Origin of the sequence: Haloechinothrix halophila YIM 93223 (assembly GCF_000504245.1) — a bacterium.
Lineage (GTDB): Bacteria > Actinomycetota > Actinomycetes > Mycobacteriales > Pseudonocardiaceae > Haloechinothrix_A > Haloechinothrix_A halophila.
This window is the reverse complement of record NZ_KI632509.1, coordinates 4,293,988-4,317,769: the sequence shown is the minus strand read 5'-3', so window position 1 is coordinate 4,317,769 and position 23,782 is coordinate 4,293,988. Positions and strand designations below refer to the sequence as shown.

22 protein-coding genes are annotated in these 23,782 nt (G+C 68.3%); 17 read left to right on the top strand and 5 right to left on the bottom strand.

All coding sequences use genetic code 11. From position 1 onward, the window contains the following. Position 1: 1 nt before the first annotated feature. The 5 genes from rpsB to AMYHA_RS19595 all read left to right on the top strand — a co-directional run bounded on the left by rpsB (position 2) and on the right by AMYHA_RS19595 (position 4,078). Positions 2–886: a 30S ribosomal protein S2 gene (gene rpsB, locus AMYHA_RS19615; protein ID WP_034273357.1), complete on the top strand. Its 885-nt coding sequence runs from the start codon at positions 2–4 to the stop codon at positions 884–886. Positions 887–924: 38 nt separating this feature from the next. Then, positions 925–1,749 (top strand): translation elongation factor Ts, encoded by an 825-nt coding sequence (gene tsf, locus AMYHA_RS19610; RefSeq protein WP_034273354.1) that lies wholly within the window; start codon positions 925–927, stop codon positions 1,747–1,749. A gap of 109 nt (positions 1,750–1,858) precedes the next feature. Next, the gene (gene pyrH, locus AMYHA_RS19605; protein ID WP_034273352.1) at positions 1,859–2,611 is read left to right on the top strand and encodes a UMP kinase; all 753 of its coding nucleotides are present in this window, start codon (positions 1,859–1,861) and stop codon (positions 2,609–2,611) included. A 36-nt stretch (positions 2,612–2,647) separates the two neighbouring features. Continuing rightward, on the top strand, positions 2,648–3,205 hold the full coding sequence (gene frr, locus AMYHA_RS19600) for a ribosome recycling factor (RefSeq protein ID WP_034273349.1): 558 nt from the start codon (positions 2,648–2,650) through the stop codon (positions 3,203–3,205). A 48-nt stretch (positions 3,206–3,253) separates the two neighbouring features. Then, positions 3,254–4,078 (top strand): phosphatidate cytidylyltransferase, encoded by an 825-nt coding sequence (locus AMYHA_RS19595; protein ID WP_269189768.1) that lies wholly within the window; start codon positions 3,254–3,256, stop codon positions 4,076–4,078. Between the two features lie 16 nt (positions 4,079–4,094). Here AMYHA_RS19595 and AMYHA_RS19590 read toward each other — a convergent pair whose 3' ends face one another. Further along, a complete protein-coding gene (locus tag AMYHA_RS19590) occupies positions 4,095–4,922 on the bottom strand; it encodes a VOC family protein (RefSeq protein ID WP_034273347.1) in 828 nt (275 codons plus the stop codon). A gap of 107 nt (positions 4,923–5,029) precedes the next feature. On the opposite strand from AMYHA_RS19590, the gene rlmN reads away from it, so the two are divergent. Next, positions 5,030–6,151, top strand: a complete 1,122-nt coding sequence (rlmN, locus tag AMYHA_RS19585; RefSeq protein ID WP_034273345.1) for a 23S rRNA (adenine(2503)-C(2))-methyltransferase RlmN — start codon at positions 5,030–5,032, stop codon at positions 6,149–6,151. Between the two features lie 4 nt (positions 6,152–6,155). Here rlmN and AMYHA_RS19580 read toward each other — a convergent pair whose 3' ends face one another. Next, positions 6,156–6,416: a DUF2631 domain-containing protein gene (locus AMYHA_RS19580; RefSeq protein WP_034273343.1), complete on the bottom strand. Its 261-nt coding sequence runs from the start codon at positions 6,414–6,416 to the stop codon at positions 6,156–6,158. Positions 6,417–6,543: 127 nt separating this feature from the next. On the opposite strand from AMYHA_RS19580, the gene dxr reads away from it, so the two are divergent. The 6 genes from dxr (at position 6,544) to map (ending at position 14,110) form a co-directional block, all read left to right on the top strand. Then, on the top strand, positions 6,544–7,842 hold the full coding sequence (gene dxr, locus AMYHA_RS19575) for a 1-deoxy-D-xylulose-5-phosphate reductoisomerase (protein WP_084037385.1): 1,299 nt from the start codon (positions 6,544–6,546) through the stop codon (positions 7,840–7,842). 15 nt (positions 7,843–7,857) lie between these two features. Beyond that, positions 7,858–9,087, top strand: a complete 1,230-nt coding sequence (locus AMYHA_RS19570) for a M50 family metallopeptidase (RefSeq protein WP_034278052.1) — start codon at positions 7,858–7,860, stop codon at positions 9,085–9,087. A 51-nt stretch (positions 9,088–9,138) separates the two neighbouring features. Beyond that, entirely contained in the window at positions 9,139–10,290 is a 1,152-nt protein-coding gene (gene ispG / locus AMYHA_RS19565; RefSeq protein ID WP_034273340.1) for a flavodoxin-dependent (E)-4-hydroxy-3-methylbut-2-enyl-diphosphate synthase, read from the top strand. 166 nt (positions 10,291–10,456) lie between these two features. Further along, positions 10,457–11,311: a GNAT family N-acetyltransferase gene (locus AMYHA_RS19560; protein WP_034273337.1), complete on the top strand. Its 855-nt coding sequence runs from the start codon at positions 10,457–10,459 to the stop codon at positions 11,309–11,311. 134 nt (positions 11,312–11,445) lie between these two features. Further along, complete coding sequence (locus tag AMYHA_RS19555; RefSeq protein WP_034273334.1) at positions 11,446–13,248, top strand: penicillin-binding transpeptidase domain-containing protein; 1,803 nt, start codon at positions 11,446–11,448, stop codon at positions 13,246–13,248. Positions 13,249–13,258: 10 nt separating this feature from the next. After that, complete coding sequence (gene map / locus AMYHA_RS19550; protein ID WP_034278050.1) at positions 13,259–14,110, top strand: type I methionyl aminopeptidase; 852 nt, start codon at positions 13,259–13,261, stop codon at positions 14,108–14,110. A 150-nt stretch (positions 14,111–14,260) separates the two neighbouring features. Here map and AMYHA_RS19545 read toward each other — a convergent pair whose 3' ends face one another. Continuing rightward, positions 14,261–15,655, bottom strand: a complete 1,395-nt coding sequence (locus AMYHA_RS19545) for a mycothione reductase (protein WP_034273331.1) — start codon at positions 15,653–15,655, stop codon at positions 14,261–14,263. A 162-nt stretch (positions 15,656–15,817) separates the two neighbouring features. Between AMYHA_RS19545 and AMYHA_RS19540 the strand changes: the two genes are divergently transcribed. Further along, entirely contained in the window at positions 15,818–16,705 is an 888-nt protein-coding gene (locus tag AMYHA_RS19540; RefSeq protein ID WP_084037384.1) for a S1 family peptidase, read from the top strand. A gap of 66 nt (positions 16,706–16,771) precedes the next feature. Beyond that, positions 16,772–17,215: a GNAT family N-acetyltransferase gene (locus tag AMYHA_RS19535; RefSeq protein WP_034273328.1), complete on the top strand. Its 444-nt coding sequence runs from the start codon at positions 16,772–16,774 to the stop codon at positions 17,213–17,215. Here AMYHA_RS19535 and AMYHA_RS19530 read toward each other — a convergent pair. Next, positions 17,184–18,365: an 8-amino-7-oxononanoate synthase gene (locus AMYHA_RS19530; protein WP_034273325.1), complete on the bottom strand. Its 1,182-nt coding sequence runs from the start codon at positions 18,363–18,365 to the stop codon at positions 17,184–17,186. The two genes, AMYHA_RS19535 and AMYHA_RS19530, sit on opposite strands and share 32 nt — an antisense overlap. A 228-nt stretch (positions 18,366–18,593) precedes the next feature. On the opposite strand from AMYHA_RS19530, the gene AMYHA_RS19525 reads away from it, so the two are divergent. Together AMYHA_RS19525 and AMYHA_RS19520 are read left to right on the top strand one after the other, a co-directional pair. Beyond that, positions 18,594–20,024 (top strand): DEAD/DEAH box helicase, encoded by a 1,431-nt coding sequence (locus AMYHA_RS19525; RefSeq protein ID WP_084037383.1) that lies wholly within the window; start codon positions 18,594–18,596, stop codon positions 20,022–20,024. A 93-nt stretch (positions 20,025–20,117) separates the two neighbouring features. Beyond that, positions 20,118–21,071, top strand: coding sequence for an FAD-dependent oxidoreductase (locus AMYHA_RS19520; protein ID WP_231104831.1), 954 nt, complete (start codon positions 20,118–20,120; stop codon positions 21,069–21,071). A gap of 5 nt (positions 21,072–21,076) precedes the next feature. Here the strand turns inward: AMYHA_RS19520 and yaaA are convergent, their stop codons facing one another. Beyond that, positions 21,077–21,817, bottom strand: coding sequence for a peroxide stress protein YaaA (gene yaaA / locus AMYHA_RS19515; protein WP_034273322.1), 741 nt, complete (start codon positions 21,815–21,817; stop codon positions 21,077–21,079). Between the two features lie 202 nt (positions 21,818–22,019). Here yaaA and AMYHA_RS19510 point away from each other — a divergent pair, with 202 nt between their 5' ends. Next, entirely contained in the window at positions 22,020–23,768 is a 1,749-nt protein-coding gene (locus AMYHA_RS19510; protein ID WP_034273320.1) for a proline--tRNA ligase, read from the top strand. Positions 23,769–23,782: the final 14 nt, after the last annotated feature.

Genomic DNA, 23,782 nt, shown 5'->3' with positions numbered 1-23,782 from the left:
CATGGCCGTCGTCACCATGAAGCAGCTCCTGGACTCCGGTGTGCACTTCGGGCACCAGACCAGGCGCTGGAACCCCAAGATGAAGCGCTACATCCTCACCGAGCGCAACGGCATCTACATCATCGACCTGCAGCAGACGCTGACCTACATCGACAAGGCGTTCGAGTTCGTCAAGGAGACGGTCGCGCACGGCGGGTCGATCCTGTTCGTCGGCACGAAGAAGCAGGCACAGGAAGCCATCGCCAACGAGGCGCTGCGCGTCGGCATGCCGTTCGTCAACCAGCGCTGGCTCGGCGGGATGCTCACCAACTTCCAGACCGTGCACAAGCGGCTGCAGCGGCTCAAGGAACTGGAGTCGATGGAGCAGACCGGCGGCTTCCAGGGGCTCACCAAGCGGGAGATCCTCACGCTGACCCGTGAGAAGGACAAGCTGGAGCGCACGCTCGGCGGTATCCGCGACATGTCCAGGGTGCCGAGCGCGGTGTGGATCGTCGACACCAAGAAGGAGCACATCGCCGTTGGCGAGGCCCGCAAGCTGGGCATCCCGGTCGTGGCGGTGCTCGACACCAACTGCGACCCGGACGAGGTCGACTACCCGATCCCGGGCAACGACGACGCCATCCGGTCGGCCGCGCTGCTGACCAAGGTTGTTGCCGAGGCCGCTGCCGCTGGTCTGCTGGCTCGTTCCGGCGCCCGCAACGGTGCCGCCGAGGGCGAGGAGAAGCCGGAGGCCGGTGTCGCCACCGACGAGCCGCTCGCTGAGTGGGAGAAGGAACTGCTCGCGGGCAAGGATGACGCCGCCGACGCCGCCGATGCCGTCGCCAAGCCGGACGAGACCGCCGACGCGGACGCCGCAGCCAAGCAAGAGCAGACCACTGGGTCCTGATCGCCACCACAGCATCGAGAGGAACGGGAACAACCACGATGGCGAACTACTCCGCGGCTGACGTCAAGCGTCTCCGCGACACGACCGGCTCCGGCATGATGGACTGCAAGAAGGCGCTCGAGGAGAACGACGGCGACTTCGACAAAGCGGTCGAGTTCCTGCGCATCAAGGGCGCCAAGGACGTCGGCAAGCGTGCCGAGCGGGCCACTGCCGAGGGTCTCGTCGCCGGTGGCGGCGGCGCGCTGATCGAGCTGAACTCGGAGACGGACTTCGTCGCCAAGAACGACGAGTTCGTCGCGCTCGCCGACAAGATCGTCGAGGTCACGCGCACCGCCAAGGCAACGGACGTCGAGCAGGTCAAGGCAGCCGAGCTGGACGGCGGCACGGTCGATGCCGCGATCCAGGCGCTGTCGGCCAAGATCGGCGAGAAGCTGGAGCTGAAGAAGGCCGCGTACTTCGAAGGCACCGTCGAGACCTACCTGCACCGCAGGGGCGCGGGGCTGCCGCCAGCCGTCGGCGTGCTCGTTGAGTACACCGGCGAGGGCGACGCCGCCGCCGAGGCCGCGCGTGGTGCCGCGATGCAGGTGGCCGCGCTGCGGGCGAAGTACCTCTCCCGCGATGACGTCCCCGCGGACGTCATCGAGAAGGAGAAGAGCATCGCCGAGCAGACGGCCAAGGAGGAGGGCAAGCCGGAGCGCGCCCTTCCCAAGATCGTCGAGGGCAAGGTCAACGCTTACTACAAGGACAACGTGCTGCTGGAGCAGCCGTCGGTGACCGACAGCAAGAAGACCGTCAAGCAGCTGCTTGACGAGGCAGGCGCCACGGTTACGCGGTTCGTGCGGTTCGAGGTCGGCCAGGCCTGAACCGGTGATCACGGCGCAGCAAGCCGTTGAGTAACGTTTGTGCCCCGTCCCCGCGCACTGGGGGACGGGGCACAATCATGAACGGGGTCGGGCAAGCACAGGAGGAAGCGTGACGACAGATCAGCCTGGCGGCTACCGGCGAGTCCTGCTCAAGCTGGGCGGTGAGATGTTCGGCGGTGGCGCGGTCGGTGTCGATCCCGACGTCGTGCACGACGTGGCCCGCCAGATCGCCGACGTCGTCAGGGGCGGCACGCAGATCGCGGTCGTGATCGGCGGGGGCAACTTCTTCCGTGGCGCTGAGCTGCAACAACGTGGCATGGATCGGGACAGGGCCGACTACATGGGCATGCTCGGCACCGTCATGAACTGCCTCGCGCTGCAGGACTTCCTGGAGAAGGAAGGCGTGCCGACCAGGGTGCAGACCGCGATCACCATGGGGCAGGTCGCCGAGCCCTACATCCCCCGTAAGGCGGAACGTCACTTGGAGAAGGGCCGAGTCGTGATCTTCGGCGGCGGCGCGGGGCTGCCGTACTTCTCCACCGACACCACGGCGGCGCAGCGGGCGCTGGAGATCGGCTGCGACGTCGTGCTCATGGCGAAGGCCGTCGACGGCGTCTACACGGCCGATCCCAGGACCGATCCCGACGCGACGATGTACGCGACGATCACCCATGCCGAGGCGCTGGAGAAGGGTCTCAAGGTCGCCGACTCGACCGCGTTCTCGCTGTGCATGGACAACAAGATGCCCATTATCGTGTTCAACCTCTTGACGGAGGGCAACATCGCTCGCGCGGTGCGTGGTGAGAGGATCGGCACGCTTGTCGCGACCCCGGCAGCACCTGTGCCCGCATCAAGGGGCTGACAAGACCAAGCCGCAGCAGAGCCGCAAGGAGTAACCGTGATCGACGAGACCCTCCTCGATGCCGAGGACAAGATGGAAAAGGCGGTGTCCGTCGCCAAGGAAGACCTCGCCTCGGTGCGGACGGGGCGTGCGACGCCCGCGATGTTCTCCAGAATCACCGTGGAGTACTATGGTGCGCCCACCCCGCTGAATCAGCTCGCGGGCGTGTCGATCCCTGAGGCGCGCATGGCCGTCATCAAGCCATACGACGCCAGCCAGCTCAACGAGATCGAGCGCGCCATCCGTGACTCCGACCTCGGCGTCAACCCGACCAACGACGGCACCATCATCCGCGTGAACATCCCACAGCTCACCGAGGAGCGCCGTAAGGAGATGGTCAAGGTCGCCAGGTCCAAGGGCGAGGACGCCAAGATCTCCATCCGCGGCGTGCGCCGCAAGCACAAGGAGGAACTGGAGCGGCTCGGCAAGGAGGGCGAGGTCGGCGAGGACGAGGTGAATCGCGCCGAGAAGGAGCTGCAGAACCTCACCGACACCTATGTGCACCAGGTCGAGGAGCTGGTCAAGCACAAAGAAGCCGAGCTGCTTGAGGTCTAGGAGCCAGTGTGCGCGATCAGGGCGGAGCGGCGCGTGGATGAGTCTGCCGTGAGCGAACCGAAGAAGGTCTCGCGCGCAGGCAGGAATCTGCCCGCCGCGATCGCCGTTGGTGTCGTGCTCGGCGCTGGCGTCCTGGTGTCGCTGCTGACTGTGCGGCACGTGTTCATCGGCGTTGTCGCGATCGCGCTGGCCGTGGGGACGATCGAGCTGGCGACGGCATTGCGTGGCGCGGCGGGCATTCGGATCCCGCTCATTCCGGTGTTGGTCGGCGGTCAGGCGATGATGTGGCTGGTGTGGCCGTTCGGGCTGCAGGCCGCCGTGGTCGCGCTGGTGGCGACGGTGCTGTTGTCGCTGCTGTGGCGACTGCCAGGGGGCAGCGAGGGTTACGTGCGCGACGTCTCCGCCACCACGCTCGCGCTGGGGTATGTGCCGCTGTGCGGGGTGTTCGCGGTGATGCTGGTGCTGCCGGACGACGGCGTCGCGCGGGTGCTGACGTTCCTGATCGCGGTGATCGCCTCGGACGTCGGTGGTTACGCCGCTGGGGTCCTCAAGGGCAGGCACCCGATGGCACCCAGCATCAGCCCGAAGAAGAGCTGGGAGGGCTTCGCCGGGTCGATGACGGCGGGCATCATCGCCGGGGGCGTCACGGTGACGCTACTGCTGGGCGGAGCGGTGTGGCAGGGCGTTGCGTTCGGCGCCGCGATCGTGCTGACGGCGACGCTGGGAGACCTGGTCGAGTCCGTGATCAAGCGCGACCTGGGCATCAAGGACATGGGTGACCTGCTGCCTGGTCACGGCGGCATGATGGACCGGCTCGACTCGCTACTGCCCTCGGTCGTGGTGTCGTGGGCGCTGCTGGCGGCGTTCGTATAGGAGCTCCTATCGCCGGTCAGTCGTCGTACGGGTCCTCAACTTCGGCGCGCCAGTCCGGGTCGGGCCTGCTGTGGTCAGTAATGGCGAACCGTGCGCCGCTCGGGTCGGCAAGGACGGCGGCGCGGCCGAATCCGGTGTCGAACGGTGCCAGGATGACCGCGCCGCCGAGTGACTCCACTCGTGCGGTGATCGCATCGGTACCCACGCGTGGGTCGGCGGTGACGTAGATGAGCCAGTGCGGTGGCGTGGTCCGGTGGTGTTCGCCGCCCATGATGTTGCGGTACAGGATCGGTTCGTCGAGGCGCCACTCGACGTAGTCGATGCCGGGGGCGTAGCCGATCTGTCGGCTGGTGAGCCCGAACAAGGTGGGGTAGAAGCCATCGGCGGCGTCACCGTCCCAGGTGTTGAGGTCAGCCGCGCTGAACATGCCGGGCGCCTCGCTGCCGAATGTCCAGTCGTCCGGTGTCTCCCACAGCACGAAGACCGCGCCTGATGGGTCTTGGACGTGCGCGATGGTGCCCCTGCCGGGGATGTCGACCGGGTTGAGCAGGACCGTGCCGCCGAGGTTGGTTGCCCAGCCGACCGCGCTGCGGACATTGGCGACGGCGAGGTGCGGCAGCCAGGACGGCGGCTGGTTCGGCAGCACCCGATAGAGCCCCGCTACTGGCACGCCGCCCATGCTCGCGATGGTGTAGGTGCCCGTGGCTGGGTCGGATTTGGTGTGGTAGCGCCAGCCGAATAGTCCGGCGTAGAACGCCTGTGCCGCGCGTTCGTCCAGTGTGGCGAGCTCGATCCAGCATGGGGTGCCGGGGGCAGGGCGAATTGTGGTGGTATGTGACGTCATGTCGGCCCTCCACTCGGCATCATGCCTCGATCAGGTGATGCGGGCCAGGGCCTGAGGCAACGCCAGGCGAACGTCACATCTCCGCCCGTGGGAGACTGATGGATGCTATGACTGCCCTCCCGCTGGTTTTCGACGCACCCCGGCGCGGCATGCCGCCGCGGCACCTCGCTGACCTCACGGCGGCCGAGCGCGCGGACGCTGTCGCCGAGCTCGGCGAGAAGCCGTTTCGCGCCAAGCAGCTGTCGAATCACTACTTCTCCCGGCTGACGGTCGATCCAGCGGAGATGACCGATATTCCGGCTGCCTCGCGGGAACGGCTCGTGGCCGAGCTCATGCCGCCGTTGCTGACAGAGGTGCGGGCGATCTCGTGCGACGAGGGCACCACGCGCAAGATGCTTTGGCGAGCGCACGACGGCACGCTGCTGGAGAGCGTGCTGATGCGCTACCCGGATCGGGCGACGTTGTGTATCTCCAGCCAGGCGGGCTGCGGTATGGCGTGTCCGTTCTGCGCGACCGGTCAGGGCGGCCTTGAGCGGAACATGTCGACAGCGGAGATCGTCGATCAGGTGCGCTCGGCGGCCGCGGTGATGCGCGACGGGCTGATGCCAGGTCCGGACGGCGAACCCGCCGAAGGGCGGTTGTCGAACATCGTGTTCATGGGCATGGGGGAGCCGCTGGCGAACTACAAGCGTGTGCTGGCGGCGGTACGACGGATCACAGCGCCCACACCGGAGGGCCTGGGTATCTCACAACGCTCGGTGACGGTGTCCACGGTTGGGCTGGCGCCTGCCATCCGCCGACTGGCTGACGAGGGGTTGCAGGTACGGCTGGCGGTCTCGCTTCACACCCCGGACGACGAACTGCGCGACACCCTGGTGCCGGTGAACAACCGGTGGCCGGTATCCGAGGTGCTCGACGCCGCGCGGTACTACCTCGAGCGGACCGGACGCCGGGTGTCGATCGAGTACGCGCTGATCCGGGACATGAACGACCAGCCGTGGCGGGCGGATCTACTGGCCAAGCGGCTGCGTGAGCACCTGGGCCATCTGGTTCACGTGAACGTGATTCCGCTGAACCCCACACCCGGCTCGAAGTGGGACGCCAGCCCTAAGGACGTGGAGCGCGAGTTCGTGCGCAGGGTGAACGCCGGTGGCGTTGCGTGCACGGTACGGGATACCCGCGGCCAGGAGATCGCCGCCGCGTGCGGGCAGCTGGCTGGGGAGAACTAGTAGCTCACCGCCGCCAGGACAACCGCCGGCGACGGATGTCCGCCACCAGCATCCCCGCGATGACGGCGGCGAAGCCGACGAGCCAGAGATTCTCCACGTTCCCCTCGTGATTGCCGATGAGCATCGCCAGCAGCACGAAGACAATGGTCCAGCCCATGACCTGTGTCGCTTTGGGGAAGGAGCCGTGCCAGCCCCACTCCGCTGACGGCTCGTCGCGGGGGTCGACCTGCGGCTTCGTCTCGATCTGCTTCGTCGGCGCCACGATTACTCCTTCTGCGTCACGTCACAGTGGGCAGGCAACTGGCGCATCTGGCACCGGTTCATCTACCCGGCGTCGATGATTACACACCGCTCACATCGGCTTTGCAGGGCATCGGGGAGAATGGGATGCGATGAACACCCCTGGCATCCTCGGTGACCTCAGCCATAGCGGCCGTGACAGCACCGTGCGGAACGACACCGGCACCACCGGCGTCCGCGAGCCCCACAGCCGCACTGCCCCCCGATCCGTCCTCGTCTTAGGCTCGACCGGCTCGATCGGCACCCAGGCGCTCGACGTCGCCGCGCGAAATCCGCGGCGGTTCCGCATCGCGGGCCTCGCGGCTGGCGGCTCGGACCCCGCCATGCTGGCCGAGCAGGCCATTACCCACGGCGTTGCGGCGATCGCGGTGGTCCGGCCGACCGCGCTGGAAGACGTCCAGCTCGCTCTCTACGCCGAGGCCCAACGCCGGGGCTACTCGCGAGGCGAGTTCGCGCTGCCCAGGGTGTTCGCCGGGGCTGACGCTGTCACCGAGTTGATCGACGCCACCATGGCGGACGTCGTCCTCAACGGCATGCCAGGGTCACAGGGCCTTGCGCCCACCCTGAAAGCTCTGAACACCGGCGCGACACTCGCCTTGGCGAACAAAGAATCCCTGGTCGCGGGTGGTCCGCTCGTTCAAAAGGCGGCAGCACCCGGGCAGATCGTGCCTGTCGACTCCGAGCACTCCGCGCTCGCCCAGGCGCTGCGGGGTGGCCGCGCCGAGGAGGTCGACCGGCTGGTGCTCACGGCGTCCGGCGGCCCGTTCCGAGGCCGCACCAGGGCGGAGTTGGCCGAGGTCACGTTGGAGCAAGCCCTGGCGCACCCGACGTGGAACATGGGCCCCGTCGTCACCATCAACTCCGCCACGATGGTCAACAAGAGCCTCGAACTCATCGAGGCTCACCTGCTGTTCGACGTCGGTTACGATGCCATCGACGTCGTGGTGCACCCGCAGTCGATCGTCCACTCGATGGTGACCTTCACCGACGGCTCCACGCTCGCTCAGGCCAGCCCGCCGGACATGCGGCTGCCGATCGCGCTCGCGCTCAACTGGCCGTACCGCGTTCCCGGTGCCGCGCCCGCCTGTGACTTCAGCCGCGCTGCCGAGTGGACGTTCGAACCGCTGGACACCGAGGCGTTCCCCGCCGTCGATCTCGCCAGGCACGCTGGCAGCATCGGAGGCTGTCTGCCCGCCGTCTACAACGCCGCGAACGAGGTGCTCGTCGAGGCGTTCCTGGCACAGAACACCAGCTTCACGTCGATCGTGGACACTGTGTCGAAGGTGGTGGCGGAAGCGGACGAATGGCACCGGACGCCACGCGACATCGATGACGTGCTCGCGGCCGAGAACTGGGCTCGGTCACGCGCCGCTGAGCTGGGAAGGGACTAGTACGTGGATTCGAGCCTGCTCCTCTACATCTTCGGGGTAGTGCTGTTCGCGCTGGGCATCTGCGTGTCCATCGCGCTGCACGAAGCCGGGCACATGATGACGGCGAAGTGGTTCGGCATGAAGGTGCGCCGCTACTTCGTCGGTTTCGGACCCACCTTGTTCTCCTTCCGCCGCGGCCAGACCGAGTACGGTCTCAAGGCCGTCCCGCTCGGCGGGTTCTGCGACATCGCGGGCATGACCGCGCTCGACGAGGTCACGCCGGAGGAGTCGCCCAAGGCGATGTGGCGCTACCCGGTCTGGAAGCGCACCGTCGTGCTCGCCGCCGGCTCCATCACGCACTTCATCATCGGCTTCATCGTGCTCTACATGCTCGCGGTGAGCATGGGCCTGCCGAACATCGACGGCAAGGCACAGATCGAGTCGCTGTCCTGCGTCAAGAACGCCACCACCGAGCAGCAGTTGCGCGAGTACCAGTGCGAATCAGGGGATCCGACCCCCGCAGCGGAGGCTGGCATGCAGCCTGGCGACGTCATCACCGCCGTCGGCGGCGCCGCCGTCACGGACTGGAGCGACGTGCGCAGGGAGATCCGGGACAGCTCTGGCCCGACGCCCATCGACGTGCGGCGTGACGGCGATACCGTGCGGCTCACCGTCGACGTCATGCGGGCCAAACGCCCCGAGATCACCCAGCAGGCCGCCGAGCAGGGCGACGAGCCGCGCATCGTCAGCGTCGGCATGATCGGCATCAGCGTGAAGTCCCAGTTCGAGTACGGCGCGCTTGACGGTGTGCCCGCGACCGCCGTGTTCACCGGCGACATGTTCGTCAACACCTGGAACGCGCTGCTGCGGTTCCCGGAACGCATCCCGAAGGTCGTCGAGGCGATCTTCGGTGGCGAGCGCGACCCCGACACCCCGGTGAGCGTCGTCGGCGCCAGTCGCATCGGCGGGGAGGCGGCCGAACGCGGGCTGTGGGAGTTGTTCCTGCTGATGCTGGCCGCGCTGAACTTCTTCGTCGGCATCTTCAACCTGCTGCCACTACTGCCGCTCGACGGCGGACACATCGCGGTCACCTGGTATGAGAAGGCGCGCGACGCTATCCGCAGGCTGATGGGTAAAGCGGCGGCTGGTCCAGTGGATTACACAAAGTTGTCAGCGGTCACCATGGTGTTTGTGATCATCGGTGGCGCGGTGGTATTGCTCACTGTGACGGCAGACATCGTTAACCCGATCCGCTTGCCGGAATAGCGGTAACGTTGCTGGCGAATACCCGTAAAGTGTGAGGAGCTTGCGGATCTGATGACCGTCGACCTTGGCCTTCCCGTCAGCCCGCCCCCCGTGCTCGCCGAGCGCAGGACGACGCGCCAACTGCAGGTGGGACCGGTCGGTGTCGGCAGCGACCATCCCATCTCGGTGCAGTCGATGACGACGACCCAGACCGCTGATGTGAACGCGACGTTGCAGCAGATCGCTGAGCTCACCGCGGCGGGCTGCGACATCGTGCGGGTGGCGTGCCCCACGTCTGATGACGCCGAGGCGCTGCCCGCGATCGCGCGGAAGTCCCAGATCCCGGTGATCGCCGACATCCACTTCCAGCCGCGCTACGTCTTCGCCGCCATCGAGGCTGGCTGTGCCGCGGTGCGGGTCAACCCCGGCAACATCAAGAAGTTCGATGATCGCGTCGGAGAGATCGCCCAGGCGGCGAAGGATCACGGCACGCCGATCCGCATCGGCGTCAACGCGGGCTCGCTGGACAAGCGGCTGCTGGAAAAGCACGGCAAGGCCACCCCTGAGGCGCTCGCGGAGTCGGCGCTGTGGGAGGCGAGCCTGTTCGCCGAGCACGACTTCCACGACATCAAGATCTCGGTCAAGCACAACGACCCGGTGGTCATGGTGCGGGCCTACGAGATCCTCGCCGAGCAGTGCGACTACCCGCTGCACCTCGGCGTGACCGAGGCTGGTCCGGCGTTCCAGGGCACGATCAAGTCCGCGGTGGCATTCGGTGCGCTGCTGCGGCAGGGGATCGGGGACACGATCCGGGTGTCGCTGTCGGCGCCGCCGGTGGAGGAGGTCAAGGTCGGCGCGCAGATTCTGCAGTCGCTGAACCTGCGGCCCCGCAAGCTGGAGATCGTCTCCTGCCCGTCGTGCGGGCGCGCTCAGGTCGACGTCTACAAGCTGGCCGACGAGGTCACCGCAGGTCTCGACGGCATGGAGATCCCGCTGCGGGTCGCCGTCATGGGCTGCGTCGTCAACGGTCCCGGCGAGGCCCGCGAGGCCGATCTCGGCGTCGCGTCCGGCAACGGCAAGGGGCAGATTTTCGTCAAGGGCGAGGTCATCAAGACCGTGCCCGAGGCCCAAATCGTGGAGACCCTCATTGAGGAAGCCATGCGCATCGCCGAGGAATCCGGCATGGACTCCGGTGAGGGTTCGCCCACGGTGACGGTGAGCTGACGCCGTCGGCGGGCACGACGAACGAGCCCATTCACCGCATCGGACGTCGCGCGTGACGTTCTCGCTGCGATGCGTGCACGAATAGTGCCGCCGACCGGGTAGGTCCACCCGTTCGCGCAGGCAGCGGCACTAGGTATCCGGCGGAAAGTTCTGGCACGCTGGATGCGTGTTGCGGCTCGCGGGCGCCCGTCTTGTCGACGAACGGGACTACCCGGCGGTACGTGCTGTGCTCGCCTCGGACCCGGTCGGGAGCTGCATGGTGAGCTCCCGGGTGGAGAGCCTCGGCTTGGACCCGATCCGCCTCGGCGGTGAACTCTGGGCGCCCGAGTCCCGCTACCACCGTCACGCTCGCCTGCCTGGGCTGTGTTTCGTCGGCGCGAACCTCATCCCGCTGCGCGGGGATGCCGGGGCGCTGCAATCCTTCGCCGACCGCGCGTTGCGGCGGCCGCGACGGTGTTCGTCCATCGTTGGACCCGCCACCCAGGTGCTCGGGCTATGGGACGAACTGGAAGGGGACTGGGGTCCGGCGCGGGAACTGCGTTGCCAGCAGCCGCTGCTCGCGCTGGACCGCGCGCCCGCCGTCGCGTGCGACAGCCGGGTTCGCCGCGTCCAGCGGCACGAGATCGACCGCTACTATCCCGCCGCCGTCGCGATGTTCACCGAGGAGGTCGGCGTCGATCCCCGGCTCGGCGACGGTGGCGTCAGCTATCACGCCAGAGTCGCGGAGCTGATCGCCAGCGGCCGTGCCTTCGCCCGGTTCGAGGACGGCGAGGTGGTGTTCAAGGCCGAGATCGGCGCGCTGTCGGCCAGCGTCGGTCAGATCCAGGGCGTCTGGGTGCACCCCGAACGTCGCAGCGGCGGGTTGGGCGCTGCGGGCACCGCGACGGTGGCGGCCACCCTGATCCGTGACCTCGGCAGGACGGCGAGCCTGTACGTGAACTCGTTCAACGCGCCCGCACTCGCCGCCTACCGCAAGATCGGCTTCACCAAGGTCGGTGAGTTCGCGACAGTGCTGTTCTAAGCCGCTGTTCTGAGCCGTTTGAGTGGCGATTTCGGCCACCAGTGGAAGCATTCGCGGGCCAACATGCGCCACTGGGCCGATATGCGTGCGCCGACGTCGCCGAGTGTCGGCGTGGTCCGGCATACTCCGGTGGCGTGCGAACCAGCCTCAGTCTTCTACTCGTCATCGTGCTCGCGGTCAGCGGCTGCTCGTTGTTCGACTCCGAGGGGCCGGACGACACGGTGCAGGCCTTCGTCGGCGCGCTGAGCAACGGCGACATCACCGGCGCTGCCGCGCTGACCGACTCGCCGGAATCAGCGCGGGACACCGTCGACCAGGCCATCGACGCCCTGGAGCCCGAGTCGCTGACCGGTGAGATCAGATCGGTCGCCGAGGCAGCCGACTCCGCCAGCGCACGGGCGACGCTCGCCTTCACCTGGCAGCTCCCCGATGACCGCACGTGGAGCTACGAGACCGAGTTCGAACTGTTGCCCAGTCAGGAAGGCTGGCAGGTGCGCTGGACACCGACGGTGCTGCACCCCGAGCTGGCCGCGCAGCAGACCGTGGCGCTCGTCGAAGAAGCGCCCGAACTCGCGCCTGTCCTCGACCGAGACGGACAGGCGCTGCTCCGCCCGCAGTCGGTCGTGTCCATCGTGCTCTACCCGGCCGAAGCGCGGGCAGACGCCGGGCTCAGCGAGATCGCGGGGGAGCTCGCGGACTCGTTGGCACGGTTCGACGATTCGATCACGACGCGTTCGATCATGCGGCAGGCTCGCGACGTCGACGGCAAGGACGAGTCCGTGCTGGTAGCGGTGCTGCGAGAGAATGACTACCAGCGGGTCAAGCCAGACATCTACGAGCTGCCCGGCGTGAAGTTCAGCAGGCAGGAACGACTGCTGGCCAAGGACAAGGACTTCGGTCTGCACGTGCTGTCCGCGATACGCCGTGTGGTGCGCGAACGCATCGAGGGCACGGTCGGCTGGCGGATCATTGCGCGGGACGCGTCTGGTGCGGAGACCGCCGAACTGCACGTGGAAGAACCGGCACCGAGTGAGGCGGTCGAGACGACGCTCAGCGAGCGCACCCAGACCGCCGCCGAGAACGCGATCGACGACACACCGAAACCGGCAGCCGTGGTGGCCATGCGGGCGTCGACGGGCGATCTGCTCGCGGTGGCGCAGAACGAGAAGGCCAACGAGCAGGGACCGATCGCGCTCACCGGTCGCTATCCACCCGGCTCGACGTTCAAGATCGCCACCGCGTTGGCGGCGCTGACCGCTGACGACGTGCGGCCACGCAGCATGGTCGATTGCCCTGGCACGATCACCGTCAACGGTAGAGAGATCCCCAACCAGGACGAGTTCGACCTTGGCAAGGTGCGGCTGTCGACGGCGTTCGCGCGGTCCTGCAACACCACGTTCGCGTCGCTGGCGACCGACTTGCCGCCGGATGCGCTCACCGATGCGGCGCGTGACCTCGGCATCGGCGCGGACTTCGTCATTCCCGCGATCACCACGATCACCGGCTCGGCGCCGCCTGCCGAGAATCGCGTGCAGCGGGCGGAGAACGGGTTCGGGCAGGGCACCGTGCTCGCCAGCCCGTTCGGCATGACGCTGGCCGCCGCCACGGTCAAGGCTGGCGAGACACCGGTCCCCACGCTGCTCGTGGGGGAAGGGACCGAGGCCAAACGCATCGGCGAGCCGTTGCCCGATACCGAGGCCTCGGCGCTGCGCCGCATGATGCGCGCTGTCGTCACCAGGGGGAGCGCCACGCGGCTGTCCGGGCTCTCTGGCGTGCACGGCAAGACCGGAACCGCGCAGTACGGCGACGGGTCGAAGTCGCACGGCTGGTTCGTCGGATACTCCGGTGACACCGCGTTCGCCGTGCTGATCGTGGGTGGTGGCAGCTCCCGACCGGCGGTCGACGTCGCCCGCAGGATGCTCACGGAGCTCGGCTAGGGTGGAATATATGCGTGCTCCACTCAAGCCAGGCGTGCAGTCACCGCGCCGTGCTGTCCCGCAGTCCATCGCCCGTCCCGAGTACGTGGACAAGCCCGAGCCGAAGCGGGTCCCTGGCAACGGCGTGCGCACCCCTGAGGTCATCGAGGCGATGCGGGTGGCGAGCCGGATCGCCGCGCAGGCGCTTGAGGAGGGCGGCAAGGCCGTCAAACCGGGCAACACCACCGATGACATCGACAAGGTGGTGCATGAGTTCCTGCTCGACCACGGCGCGTACCCGTCCACGCTGGGCTACCGCAACTTCCCGAAGTCCTGCTGCACGTCGTTGAACGAGGTCATCTGCCACGGCATCCCCGACTCGACCGTCATCGAGGACGGCGATATCTGCAACATCGACGTCACTGCCTACATCGGCGGTGTGCACGGCGACACCAACGCCACCTTCCTCGCCGGTGAGGTCGATGAGGAGGTGCGCCTGCTGGTTGAGCGCACCAAAGAAGCGACCATGCGCGCGATTAAGGCGGTGCGGCCCGGCAGGCAGCTCAACGTCATCGGCAGGGTGATCGAGTCGTACGCGAAACGGTATGGCTACGGCGTGGTGCGGGACTTCACTGGCCACGGTGTCGGACCCGCGTTCCACACCGCGCCGACCGTGCTGCACTACGAGGAACCGTCGGTGACCACGCTGATCGAGGAAGGCATGACCTTCACGATCGAGCCGATGATCACGCTCGGCACGATTGATTACGACCTGTGGGACGACGACTGGACAGTCACCACCAAGGACAAGAAGTGGACCGCCCAGTTCGAGCACACGCTGCTGGTGACCGCGGACGGCGCGGAGATCCTGACGCTGCCGTGACATGAGCCTGGCGAGCCTGGCCGAAGTCGATCAACTTGCTGCGCGCTAGGACCAGTCCATGACCGTTTTGTCCGATCTTAATGGTCACAGCGCGCGGGAAGCTGATCAACAGTGTGCTGATCGAGTATCCGAGCGTACTGGTTCTCGGGCTCAGTCCAGCTCCAGCTGCAGCAGCGCGTTCTCCACTACCTCCGGCATCGCCGGGTGGATCCAGTACTGTCCGCGCGCCATGCTGCGGGCGTCGAGCCCGAAGCTCATCGCCTGGATCAGCGGCTGGATCACGGTAGGCGCCTGCGGGCCGATGATGTGCGCGCCGAGCAGCTGCCCCGTCGCCGGGTCGGCGAGCAGCTTGACGAACCCGGTCGTGTCCTCCATCGCCCAGCCGTACGCGACCCCGCCGTAGTCCTGGAGAGCGGTCACGAACCGCAGCCCTCTGGAACGCGCCGCCTGTTCGGTCAGCCCGACCGACGCGATTTGCGGCGAGGTGAACACCGCCTGCGGCACGAACCGATGATCGCTGGCCACCGGGTCGTCGGGATGCAGCAGATTGTGCTGCACCACCCGCGCCTCGTGGTTGGCCACATGCTTGAGCTGGTACTGCGAGCTGACATCGCCCAGTGCGTAGACCCCGTCAACGCTGGTGCGCTGATACTCGTCGACGTCGATCCTGCCTTCGATGGTGGCGATCCCGCCTGCCTCGGCGTCGAGCATGTCGGCGTTAGGCGTGCGGCCCACCGCGATGAGTAACAGCTCCGACGTGACGGACTCGCTCTCGCCGTCCTTGGTCAGCAGGTCCAGCGTGGCGCCTTCGGTTGTCTTGCGCGCCCCGACAAGGGTGCGCTGGGTGCGCACGTCCCAGCGCTCTGTCGCCAGCTCGGTGAACCGGGTGCTGACGTCGAGGTCGTGCGCACGCAGCAGCGCGTTCGAGCGAGCGATCATCGTGACGTCGACGCCGAACGCGGAGAACACGTGCGCGAACTCCGCCGCGATGTAGCCGCTGCCGAGGATGGTGACACTGGCGGGCAGCTTGTCGATGCGCATCACGGTGTCGGACGTGTGGTAGTCGACGTCCTCGATGCCCTCGACCTCCGGGATGACCGGTCTGCTGCCCGCCGCGAGCACGATCCGATCGGCGGTCAGCGACTCCGGTGCGCCGTCGTCGCTCGGCGTCACCTCCAGCGCGCGCTCGCCGGTGAAGCGTGCGGTGCCGTCGTAGAGGGTGACGTTGGCGTTGTCCGCGTGCGTCGCCCGGTAGTCCTTGCCGCCGGACGCGATTGGGTCGATCCTGCCGAAGATCCGGTCGCGAACCTCGTCCCAGCGGACCTCGTGGAGCTCGGCATCGACGCCGAGCGGGTCGCTGGTGCTGATCGCCCGCGCGATGTCGGCGGGGTAGACGAACATCTTCGTCGGGATGCAGCCGACGTTCAGGCAGGTCCCGCCGAACACCCCCTTCTCGATGATCGCCACCCGCCAGTCGGCGAAGCGCGGGTCGAGGATGCTGTTGCCGGAACCGGTACCGATGATCACGAGGTCGTAGTGCGTCACACGAATAGTCAACCGTAGACGATCGAGCAGTGTTCCAGGTTGCCCAGATCCACTCGATTCGGTGACGCCGTGTCGAGATCCTCGCCAGTACGATCGAGCAGTCTCGTGCCGCGCATCTAGCGATTCCGAGAGTTGTTCCGAATCCGATCCCGAGGAGTGTGTGTGAGCAACAGGGCGAGGCTCGCCCGGTGGGCGGGGCTGACGGTTGCCATCGTGGCGGCGGGCCTGCTGGGCCTGGTGTCGGTGACGTCCGCCGCGCCGAACACGTTCTCGGCCGCGAACCAGCCCGCGATCGTCGGCGGCAGCGAGGTCGAGTCAGGCAAGCGCGAGTACGTCGTCTACCTTGCCGACGAGAAAGGCGCGCCCTACTGCGGCGGCACACTCGTCGCGCCGGACAAAGTCGTCACCGCCGCGCACTGCGTCGACAGCGCCGACACGGACGACCTCACCGTCGTCGCGGGCAGGAACGACGTCCGCAGCGACGAGGGCTCCGAAGCCAACGTCGAGCGCGTATGGATTCCCGAGAACTACTCGAGTGTGACCGAGGGTAACGACATCGCTGTGCTGCTGCTGGACGAGAAGCTGCCGTACCGCACGATCCGCCCCGCGACCAAGGATGACGACGAGCTGTACCGCGTGGGCAGGAAGGCGACCGTGCTGGGCTGGGGCAGGACGTCGGAGCGCGGTGAGGCATCCGACCGATTGCGGGAGGCCCGGGTCCCGCTGCGTGCCGATTCGGACTGCGAGGACGCCTACGGCACCTACACCCCGGCCGAGATGGTGTGCGCGGGATACCGCGAGGGCGGTACCGATGCGTGCCAGGGCGACTCCGGTGGCCCGCTGATTACCGGCGGCAGGCTCATCGGCATCGTGTCCTGGGGCGAGGGCTGCGCACGGGCAGGCAAATACGGCGTTTACACCGAGGTGCGCCGTTACGCCGCACAAATCGCGGCGGCGGAGGACAGCGACGAGGATGCCCCCGACGAGGAGAGCGAGTCCCGTGAGCCGGACAGCGGCGGGCTCGACCTGCCGATCCTGGGCGGCGGCTGACGCCTTCCTGAGTCGCTCACGCCCGGCGCGCATGGGCAGCACACGGCGGTGTGCTAAGCACAGCGCATGACAGACGTCCGCTCCGCATCCGGTCCCGAGATCACCGCCGCCGACCTGTACGCCCTGTTGCGACTTCGGGTCGACGTCTTCGTCGTCGAGCAGGAGTGCGCGTACCCGGAGCTTGACGGGCTCGACCTGCTGGCGGGCACCCGCCACCTGTGGCTCACTGACGCCGACGCCATGCTGGGCTGTTTGCGGATCGTCGACGACGGCGGTGGCGTGTTGCGCGTCGGGCGAGTGTGCACATCAGTGGCCGCGCGTGGCACGGGGGCGGGCGCGCGACTGATGACGGCCGCACTCGACGTCATCGGCGACATCGAGTCGGTGCTCGGTGCGCAGACCTACGCGACCGGGTTCTACGAGCGGTTCGGCTACCGCGTGGAGGGCGAGCCGTACGACGAGGACGGCATCCCGCACGTCACGATGCGGCGGACGGCGCCGTCTCGGTAACCACCTGGATCGCCTGCTCCACCTCGGCATCCGTCAAGCCAGCGTTGGCCGTCAGCCGGAGCCGGGAGATGCCGTCCGGCACCGACGGCGGCCGGAAGCAGCCGACTCGCACGCCACGCTCGGCGCAACGGGCCGCCCAGGCCACGGCGTCGTCAGGGGAGGGGGCGCGCACCGCGAGCACCGCCGCCTCCGGGGCGCTCGTCGGCAGCCCCGCCGCCGTGAACCGCTCGGCCATCCTCGCGGTGATCTCACGGGTGCGCTCGGCGCGCTGCGGCTCCTCGCTCAGCACCCGTAGCGCGGTGAGCGCCGCCGCCGCGCTGGATGGCGCAAGCGCGGTGTCGAAGATGAAGCTTCGCGCACTCTCGGTGAGGTGCCGGATCACCCGACGCGGCCCCAGCACCGCGCCGCCCTGCGCGCCAAGCGCCTTCGACAGCGTCACGGTGGTGACGACGTCGGGCGCCTGGTTGAGCCCCGCCTCGTGCACCGCGCCCCTGCCGCCGTCGCCGAGGACGCCGATCCCGTGCGCGTCGTCGATTAGCAGCGCGGCGCCTGTCTCGCGGCATACGGTACTGAGCGCCGTCAGGTCGGCCTTGTCGCCGTCGACGGAAAACACCGAGTCGGTGACCACCAGCGCTCGCTTGTGCCGCCGGGTGCGCAGCGCGTGCGCCACCGCGCTGGGGTCGTTGTGGGCGACCGCGGCGACGTCGGCACGGGAGAGTCGGCAGCCCTCGATCAACGAGGCATGGATGGACGCGTCGGTGACGATCGCGGATTCCCTGCCGCTGAGCGTGGTGACCGCGCCAAGGTTCGCGGTGAACCCTGAGGAGAACACCAGCGCCGCCTGCGCCCCGCAGAAGCGCGCCAGCTCCAGCTCCAGCTCCGCGTGCAGCTCGGTAGAGCCGGTGACCAACCGGGAGCCGGTCGAGCCAGCACCCCACTTCAGCGCGGCGGCGGCTGCCGCTCCGGCGACGCGCTTGTCCCTGGCCAGGCCTAGGTAGTCGTTGCCAGCCAGATCCAGCTCCGTCGCAGCGGCCGCGCGCGGCCGCAGGCGGCGCACCAGGCCAGCCTGGGCGCGCTTTTCGGCCTCGACGTCGAGCCAGTCGAGGACGTTGTCTGCTGGTACGGGGGCGGCAGGACCTTCGACGCTCACGTAGTGCAGTGTCGCACCGAACCCAGCCTCCGATGTGGAGAGGTGCCAGGACGATGGGCCGGGTGCAGCCGGTGCGACGCCGTCAGGTAATCTTGCCAAGTTGATTCATGGCGCACCTCGCGCCGGGTTCGTCCCTGTTACCCCCACCGGTTGCCGGTGAGATCGCTTTGCGCCGATGCGGAGTTGTCCGGGCCTTACGGTGACGTGCCACCATCCCGAAAGGCATTTGTGACTACTACTGAGCAGCCGCGTTCGCGCGCGCCCAAGCAGAAACCCCGTCACCGGACGGTCGTCAAGAACCGATTCACCCCGCACGCCACGCCCCACACCACCCCCGCGACGTCGCGGCCTGCCGCGTCATTCGACGACTTCGGCCTTCCGCCGAAGCTGCTGCACGCGTTGCGTGAGGCGGGCATCACATCGCCGTTCCCGATCCAGACGGCGACGTTGCCCGACGCTATGGCCGGGCGCGACGTGCTCGGCAGGGCGCAGACCGGCTCAGGCAAGACCCTCGCCTTCGGGTTGGCGCTGCTCGCGCGGCTCAACGGCGGGAAGGCCCAGCCACGCAGGCCCCGCGCGCTCGTGCTGGTACCCACTCGTGAGCTGGCCATGCAGGTCGCCGACGTGCTCATGCCACTGGCGAAGGCGAGCGGCCTGTGGTGCCGGACCGTCGTCGGCGGCATGTCGTTCACCCGTCAGGAAGACGCGCTGAAGCGCGGCGTCGACCTGCTCATCGCCACCCCTGGCAGGCTCTCCGACCACGTCAGGCAGGGCACCTGCACGCTGTCCGACGTCGGGTTCGTCGCGCTCGACGAGGCCGACCAGATGGCCGACATGGGCTTCCTGCCGCAGGTGCGCGAGATCCTCGACCTCACCCCGAAGACCGGCCAGCGGCTGCTGTTCTCCGCGACCCTTGACGGCGCGGTCGGCCAGCTGGTGCGCCAGTACCTCGTCGACCCGGTCGAGCACTCCGTCGCCCCGGTGACAGCGAGCGTGACCACCATGGAGCACCACGTGTTCTCGGTCACCAAGATGGACAAGCAGGTCGTCGCCGCCGAGATCGCGGCACGCACCGGCCGCACCATCCTGTTCGTGCGCACCAAGCACCATGCCGACCGGGTGGCCAAGCAGCTGCGTCAGGTGGGTGTGCCCGCGTCGTCGTTGCACGGCGGCAAGACGCAGGGCCAGCGCAACCGGGTGCTGTCCGACTTCAAGGACGGCAGGTCGAACGCGCTGGTCGCCACCGACGTCGCCGCGCGCGGCATCCACGTCGACGACGTCAGCCTTGTGCTGCACGTCGACCCGCCCAATGATTCGAAGGACTATCTGCACCGCGCGGGCAGGACCGCTCGCGCCGGGGCGGACGGCACCGTCGTCACGCTGATCACACCGGACCAGCGGCGCAGCATGCGGCGGCTGACCGACGGCGCGGGTGTCACCCCGACGACCATCCAGGTCCGTCCCGGCGACGCGCAGTTGGCGCGGATCACCGGTGCGCGGCAGCCGTCTGGTGAGCCGTTGGCCGAGCCGCAACCGGCCAGCAGGCCCGGTGGCGCGCGATCGACCGGACGGCGTGACCCGCGACAGGGTGCCGGGCGTGACCGCGGCCGTGCGGGCGCGCGCGAGCGCAAACCAGGCGGTCGGCGCCAGCGCTACTGACCCCGCCGACGGCACCATAGGCATGACGGCAGCCCGCGAGTGGAAGCACTCGCGGGCTGCCGTCGTCTTTCCCGTTCCGAGGTTGTCGTTTCCGTGGCAGTGTGGGGCGGCAAGCTCAACACGGAGGGAGACGGCGTGCGGATCACGGTCATCGGTGGGGGAGTCGTGGGGCTCAGTGCCGCGCTACGGCTGGCCCAGCGCGATCATCAGGTCACCGTCCTCAGCGCGGACCCGCTGGCAGAGACCACGACCACCGTCGCTGGCGGGCTGATCTATCCCCGCCACGCCGAACCCGCCGACCGGGTCGTGCGCTGGACCCAGGTCAGCGTCGCCGAGTTCCACCGCCTCGCCGAGATGCCGGACACCGGCGTGCGGTTCAAGCCAGGCACGCTGCTGCGGCGCACCGAGCGTCCGCTGCCACCGTGGATGGACGCCGTCGGTGGCATGACACGGGACGCCAGCGTCTCCGCGCCGTACGCCGACGCGCTGCGGTTTACCTCGCCGCTGGTCAACACCGGACGCTACGTGGCCTGGCTGGACACCGAGCTGCGGCGCGCGGGCGTTGGCTTCGAACGGCGCGCGGTGCGTGCGCTGAGCGATGTCGCGGACGACACCGACCTGGTGGTCAACGCGGCGGGACTCGACGCGGGCAGGCTCGCCGGTGACGACACCGTCCGACCGGCACGCGGCCAGGTGGTCCACGTCGCCGATCCGGGCCTGACCGAGTGGATCGTCGACGAGGACGACTTCAGCTACGTCCTGCCGCACGGCGAGCACGTCGTCTGTGGCGGCACCGAGGAGTTCGGTGAGTACTCGCTCGACCCAGACCCAGGCACCACCGAGGACATCCTGCGCCGTTGCGCCACTCTGCTGCCCGGTATCGAGAAGTCCGAGGTGCTCCGCGTCAAGGTGGGTCTACGACCACACCGGGACGAGATCCGGCTCGACCGGGACGGCGACGTGATCCATTGTTATGGGCTCGGCGGCGTCGGTGTGACGCTGTCCTGGGGGTGCGCCGACGAGGTCGCCGACTTGGCGAAGCGATGAGCGCGCTAGTCGGTCAGCAGCTCCAGGCTCCACTCGCCGGTGCGCTCCACCTTCAGCCCCGCTGCCGACGCCGTGGTCAGCACGTCGTCGACGTCGGCCAGTTCCCGCGTCGCGCGCGCCAGCGCGGCGGCCAGCTGGCCCTTGTACGCCTTGTTGTGATGGCTGACGGTCTTGCGTTTGCCCGCCGCGTCCAGCGTGACCACCCGGACCGTGACCGCGCCGGACACTCGTGCCAGCGAGGCATACGCACCGGAACGCAGATCCACGACCAGCTCGTCCAGCCCGGCGAGCACGGGTTCCAGCACCGGTCGCCACACCGTGCGCAACGGTCCGACGTCCGGCAGCGTGCTGCTCGCCGACAGCCGATAGGCCGGGATGGCATCACCCGCCCGGAGGATTCCGAACAGTGCGGACGCCGTGGCGAGCCGCTCCTCGGCGCGCGTCCACTCGGCACGGGTGAAGTCCGCGGCGCCAAGCGCGTCGTAGAGCACCCCGGTGTAGCGCAGCAGGGCAGGGCCGGTCGGCGCGCTCAGCAGCTGCCGGTTGCGGTCCACCTCGGCCGACTGCCGTTCCGACAGCCCGAGGGCCGCCAGACTGGCGGGGACGTCGTCGGCGAGCATGCGCAGCGCGTCGACCAGCTCGCGGCGCGTCGGCGTCAGCTCAGGAAACGACAGCGCGTCGAGGTCCAGCGGAGCGCCGTCGCCGCCGACGGCTTTGGTTTCCGACGGAGGAAGCAGAACCAGCACCCGGACAGGCTAAGCGATCCCGCGGTCACCGCCCGCGCCCCTGGCGGTGGTGGCGTGGCGCGCGTCTCCGCCGACGCGTGGCGTCGCGCCAGGACGCGACCGCGGCGCTCGTTCGAGACGGATAACCGGTTGCGACGGCGCTGAGCGCGTCGCATACCCTGCGTGCATAGCCGAGCAGGCTCGTCGTCAAGGAGCTACCAGAGTGATCACCAGGATGTCGTCGCTGTTCTTGCGCACATTGCGTGAGGATCCTGCCGACGCCGAAGTGCCCAGCCACCGACTTCTCGTGCGCGCCGGTTACGTGCGGCGCGTCGCGCCGGGTGGGTTCTCCTGGCTGCCGCTGGGACTCATGGTGCTGCGCAACGTCGAGCGGGTGGTGCGCGAGGAGATGAGCGCCATCGGCGCGCAGGAGATCCAGTTCCCCGCGCTGCTGCCGCGCGAGCCCTACGAGGCCACCGGCCGCTGGACCGAGTACGGCCCCAACGTCTTCCGGCTCGTCGACCGCAAGGGCGCTGACTATCTGCTCGGGCCCACCCACGAGGAGCTGTTCACGCTCACCGTGAAGGGCGAGTACACGTCCTATAAGGACTATCCAGTCACCCTGTACCAAATCCAGACGAAGTACCGCGACGAGGCGCGACCCAGAGGCGGCATCCTGCGTGGCAGGGAGTTCGTCATGAAGGACTCCTACTCGTTCGACCTCGATGAGGCCGGGCTGCAGGCCTCGTACGACAAGCACCGCGCCGCCTACATCACGATCTTCGACCGGCTCGGGTTGAATTACGTGATCGTCAAGGCGACCTCTGGCGCGATGGGCGGCTCGGCCTCGGAGGAATTCCTCGCCGAATCCGAGACCGGCGAGGACACCTACGTGCGCAGCAGCGACGGCAGTTACGCCGCCAACGTCGAGGCCGTCGTGACACCGGCGCCACCCGCGCAGTCCATCGAGGACAAGCCCGCCGCGCAGGTGCACTACACGCCCAACACGCCGACCATCGAGACGCTGGTCGACTACCTCAACGCGCAGCCGGAGATCGGCCGCACCTTCACCGCTGCCGACACGCTCAAGAACGTCATGCTCAAGACTCGGCAGCCCGGCTCGGACGAGTGGGAGCTGATGTGTGTCGGCGTGCCCGGTGACCGGGATGTCGACATGAAACGGCTTGAGGCCGCGCTGGAGCCCGCTGAGGTCGCGCTGCTGGACGAGGCTGACTTCGAGCGCAACCCGTTCGTGGTCAAGGGATACATCGGACCGAAGGCGCTGCAGGACAACAAGGTGCGCTACCTGGTTGATCCGCGCATCGTCGAGGGCACCGCGTGGGTGACCGGTGCCGATAAGCCCGACCACCACGTCGTCGACCTGGTGTGCGGGCGGGACTTCACACCGGACGGCACCATCGAGGCCGCCGAGGTGCGTGAGGGCGACCTCGCGCCGGATTCCTCCGGCACGCTGCAGGCCGCTCGTGGCATCGAGATCGGGCACATCTTCCAGCTCGGCACCAAGTACAGTGACGCGTTCGCGCTGGACGCGCTCGGCGCGGACGGCAAGCCGATCCGCATCACCATGGGCTCCTACGGCGTCGGTGTGTCCCGGTTGATCGCCGCGATCGCCGAACAGCACCATGACGATCTCGGCCTCGTATGGCCGCGCGTGGTCGCGCCCGCCGACGTGCACATCGTGCTCGCTGGCAAGGACGACACCGTGGCCGAGGCGGGGGAGAAGCTCGCAGCCGAGCTGGACGACGCTGGCGTGCGCGTCATCCTCGACGACCGCAAGGCCAGCCCGGGCGTGAAGTTCGCCGACGCCGAACTGGTTGGCGTGCCGACCATCCTGGTAGTCGGCAAGGGCCTCACCAAGGGCGTCGTCGAGGTCAAGGACCGCGCGACCGGTGAGCGCACCGAGGTGCCGGTGGACGAGACCCTCGCCCACCTCACCGCGCTCGTGCGGTGACCCCGGCTTTCGTC

Bases quoted from the DNA above. Each gene is read 5' to 3' on its own strand.
- rpsB (WP_034273357.1), top strand. From the start codon at position 2: ATGGCCGTCGTCACCATGAAGCAGCTCCTGGACTCCGGTGTGCACTTC.
- tsf (WP_034273354.1), top strand. From the start codon at position 925: ATGGCGAACTACTCCGCGGCTGACGTCAAGCGTCTCCGCGACACGACC.
- AMYHA_RS19590 (WP_034273347.1), bottom strand. From the start codon at position 4,922: ATGACGTCACATACCACCACAATTCGCCCTGCCCCCGGCACCCCATGC.
- rlmN (WP_034273345.1), top strand. From the start codon at position 5,030: ATGACTGCCCTCCCGCTGGTTTTCGACGCACCCCGGCGCGGCATGCCG.
- dxr (WP_084037385.1), top strand. From the start codon at position 6,544: ATGAACACCCCTGGCATCCTCGGTGACCTCAGCCATAGCGGCCGTGAC.
- ispG (WP_034273340.1), top strand. From the start codon at position 9,139: ATGACCGTCGACCTTGGCCTTCCCGTCAGCCCGCCCCCCGTGCTCGCC.
- map (WP_034278050.1), top strand. From the start codon at position 13,259: ATGCGTGCTCCACTCAAGCCAGGCGTGCAGTCACCGCGCCGTGCTGTC.
- AMYHA_RS19535 (WP_034273328.1), top strand. From the start codon at position 16,772: ATGACAGACGTCCGCTCCGCATCCGGTCCCGAGATCACCGCCGCCGAC.